Origin of the sequence: Vibrio sp. V42_P2S4T144 (genome assembly GCF_009904715.1) — a bacterium.
In the GTDB taxonomy this organism is placed as follows: Bacteria; Pseudomonadota; Gammaproteobacteria; order Enterobacterales; family Vibrionaceae; genus Vibrio; species Vibrio alginolyticus.
The window spans coordinates 1-3,605 of sequence record NZ_WXWS01000658.1 but is presented as its reverse complement, the minus strand read 5'-3'; the positions used below and the strand labels follow the sequence as shown (position 1 = coordinate 3,605).

The 3,605-nt window shown below is 44.1% G+C and carries 2 protein-coding genes; both read right to left on the bottom strand.

What is annotated here, in order from left to right; all coding sequences use genetic code 11:
- Positions 1-223: 223 nt before the first annotated feature.
- Entirely contained in the window at positions 224-2,506 is a 2,283-nt protein-coding gene (locus tag CAG68_RS21325) for an acyl-CoA dehydrogenase (protein WP_161441625.1), read from the bottom strand.
- A 71-nt stretch (positions 2,507-2,577) separates the two neighbouring features.
- A complete protein-coding gene (locus CAG68_RS21320) occupies positions 2,578-3,213 on the bottom strand; it encodes a TetR/AcrR family transcriptional regulator (protein ID WP_005378033.1) in 636 nt (211 codons plus the stop codon).
- Between the last annotated feature and the right edge of the window lie 392 nt (positions 3,214-3,605).

Genomic DNA, 3,605 nt, shown 5'->3' with positions numbered 1-3,605 from the left:
GGTGCGTTGTAGTACAGATAAATCCACGAATTCTAGGTTTGATGATCATATTCAACTTCCTTTAAAAAACCTTGTTAGGATAAAAGTTTCGTTGGGATTTCGCATCTAATTTCTGTAAAAATGCTCTTAAAAGGCAAGTGGTTGGAGCACTATCCCACCATCCACTCCCCAAGAATACAAAAAAGCACCTCATTGAGGTGCTTTTCTTAACATTAGTTGTCTATTATGCCGCCGGATTCAACTGCGACTTTTTTGGGCTATGAGTTCGCACTTCAGAAAAGTCATGACTAAAGTGGTCAACTTGAATCGCCTTGTAGCGCAATTTATCTGCAGCCATGATTTGATCAATTTCTTGTTCAGTTAACACGCCTGCTTCAAATGCTTGCTGCAAACGATCATGTAGCAGACCTTTACGAGCCACTTTACCATCCTTCGCAGCCTTCACAAGTTTACGCTCCAAAGGTTTAATGGCGTACATTGCAAGGAATGCATTCTCCATTAAGCCTACGCTGTCATCCTCTGATTTTCCGATGTAGCACAGATGCGTAAGGCGATCACGTTGCGCGCCTGGCGTCATCATCGCTTCAGCCAAATTCACACACAGCTCATCACTTGGCTTATTGAAATGATTACCAAGCGGGAACAATAGCCCCTTAAGCACACCGCCAACGTATTTCACAGGGAAGTTGGTGTAAGCCTCATTTAATGACTTAGAAGCGTTATACAAACAGTGTTGAACAGCGTAATGAACGAAGTCTAGATCGCCTTGTTGACGGCCTTCATCTTCATACTTTTTCAAGGCAGCAGATGCCATGTATAGATAGCTTAATCCATCACCCAAACGTGCGGAGATCATTTCTTTACGCTTCAAGTCTCCACCTAAGGTTAACATCGCAAAGTCTGCACTTACTGCAAGTGCACGACTGAGACGAGTAATGTCTTTGTAGTATTGCTGCGTTGGGCCACTCATGTGCGCGTTAACAAATCGAGAACCAGTTAGTGCTGCACCAAATGCACCGAATGTATTACCGAGCGCGTGCTTGATGTGTTTAAAGAGTAAGTTGTCAAATTCTTTCGCACCTTGTTCAGAATCTGGATTCGCCGCGGCTTCCATTTCTTTTAGAACATATGGGTGGCATCGAGTCGCACCTTGACCAAAAATCATCAGGTTACGAGTCAGAATATTCGCGCCTTCAACGGTGATAGCAACCGGGATACCAAGGTAATGTTTAGCAAGATAGTTCATTGGACCATCTTGAATCGCACGACCCGCGTGGATATCAAACGAATCATTTAGAATGGTACGCGCGATTTCCGTCATGTGGTACTTGGCAATCGCGGTTACAATCCCAGGTTTTTCTTTCATATCGAGAGAAGTCGTCGTTAGCGTACGCGTCGCTTCTAGTAGGTAAGTAAGACCACCAATGCGCCCCATCGCTTCTGCGACGCCTTCAAACTTACCGATCGACATTCCAAACTGTTTACGCACGTAAGCATAAGCACCTGTTGTACGTGTAGTAAGGTGACCAATCGCTGTGCCAAGCGCTGGGAGAGAGATACCACGCCCCGCAGAAAGACACTCAACCAGCATACGCCAACCTTTACCTGCGTAATCAGCGCCACCGATCAACCAGTCCATAGGGATGAAGACATCTTCACCACGAGTAGGACCATTCATGAACGCAGACCCCAGAGGATCATGGCGCTCGCCTATCTCGACACCTTCATGGTCAGCGGGAATCAACGCACATGTAATGCCAACCTCTTTCTTGTCACCAAGTAGCCCTTCAGGATCCTGCAGTTTAAATGCTAACCCGAGCACTGTCGCAACTGGCGCAAGCGTGATGTAGCGTTTATTCCAACTAACTCGCACGCCAAGCACTTCTTTGCCTTCATGGGTGCCGTAACAAACCACGCCTTGATCAGGTATGCCACCTGCATCAGAACCCGCTTCAGGGCCAGTTAGGGCGAAACAAGGGATGTCTGTACCATCAGCTAAACGAGGCAACCAGTAATCTTTTTGCTCTTGCGTACCATAGTGCGATAGCAGCTCACCAGGACCAAGAGAGTTTGGTACCATTACCGATACCGCGGTACTGATACTTCGAGTCGCAATACGAGAAACAATGGTTGAGTTCGCCAAAGCGGAAAATTCACGACCACCATATGCTTTCGAGATGATCAAAGAGAAAAATCGCTCTTTACGTAGGTACTCCCATACTTCAGGCGGTAAATCCCTGTCTTCTTTGACAATCTTCTGGTCATCAAGCATTTCTAGCAGGGTTTCAAGCTCATTATCCATAAATGACTGCTCTTCTGCCGTCAGTGTAGGCGTTGGATAATGATGCAATGTTGTGAAGTTTGGCTTGCCTGAGAATAGTTCGGCATCCCACCATACACTACCCGCTTCCATCGCCTCTTTCTCGGTGCTAGACAGAGGTGGCAATACTTTTTTGAACACTTTAAAAGCCGGGTCACTAATCCATTTTCTTCGTAGAGAGCTCATAGTTCAGATCCTTTTGTTCACGTAACCGCTCGGGGTATAATCTTATTATTGGTTTAACTTTCTTATTTGTCTTATGCCAACTGCTTTGCTGACATTCCTGCTGACAAATATGGAATCAGTAAATCGACGACAGATTTCACATCGACTTCCTTTTCAAACTTACTTTCTGCCAGCTCCGAAAGAGCTTGGCTTGAAGCCATCGTAAATACACAGGTTCCTAACGTGAAGTGCAGTCGCCAAAACAACTGTTCTTCACATAGTTCCGGGTTCGCCTTCATTATCGAGAAAGTGAAAAGGTTCAGTACCTCTTCGTATCTGGTGGTAATGAACCAGCGTAGATGACCTTGAACGTCTGTATAACCGCGGCCAATTAACAACATAAATAGCGCAGTACCATTTGGGCGTACATCATTTAATGTACGTAAAGGTAATCGCAATGACTCAAAGACATCGTCCATGTTGTAGCTATCGCGCGTGTTTAGCTCAATTAATGAAGTCTTAATGCTCGGCATTAGTGCTTCTAAATACCTATCTAAAACCGCTCTAACCAGCGTTTTTTTATCGCCAAAGTGATAGTTTACCGATGCTAAGTTAACGTTAGCTTTACCTGTTATCGTTCTTAGCGAAGTATCATTAAAGCCATGTTCAGCAAAGAGTCCTTCTGCGACATCGAGTATTTTTTCTTTTGTTGATGTTCTCGGGGCCATTTTAATCACTCGTATTAAACAACTGTTTGAAAATATACTCCCGAAACTTAAGATTAACAAATGATTAACATCACACTTTAACCAATTGGTCTGACCAGACAGTAAAAGGTGTGATCTAATCTTTTGAAATTCAATCGAATACTCCAGTGAAGCTTGTCAGAAGAAAACGATCAAGTTTCTCAGACCAGCGCAATTGAAACGCTAACAATAGCGTTGGCGGCTCGGAGTGAGCGAAGAGAGTATGAAATACATCTTCGGTTCTAGGGGAGATAAAATGAGAAACACAGAAGTTAGTAACTTCGCCAAGTTGGTAATCCATCTCGATTTTTCTATTACTTTCGGATGTGTAAGAAGCTAGAAAGCATTAAGTAGAAATTTTTTGAAAAAAAATG

What these genes read in the sequence shown, in the direction of transcription:
- CAG68_RS21320 (WP_005378033.1), bottom strand. Translation starts at nt 3,213, where the DNA reads ATGGCCCCGAGAACATCAACAAAAGAAAAAATACTCGATGTCGCAGAA.
- CAG68_RS21325 (WP_161441625.1), bottom strand. Translation starts at nt 2,506, where the DNA reads ATGAGCTCTCTACGAAGAAAATGGATTAGTGACCCGGCTTTTAAAGTG.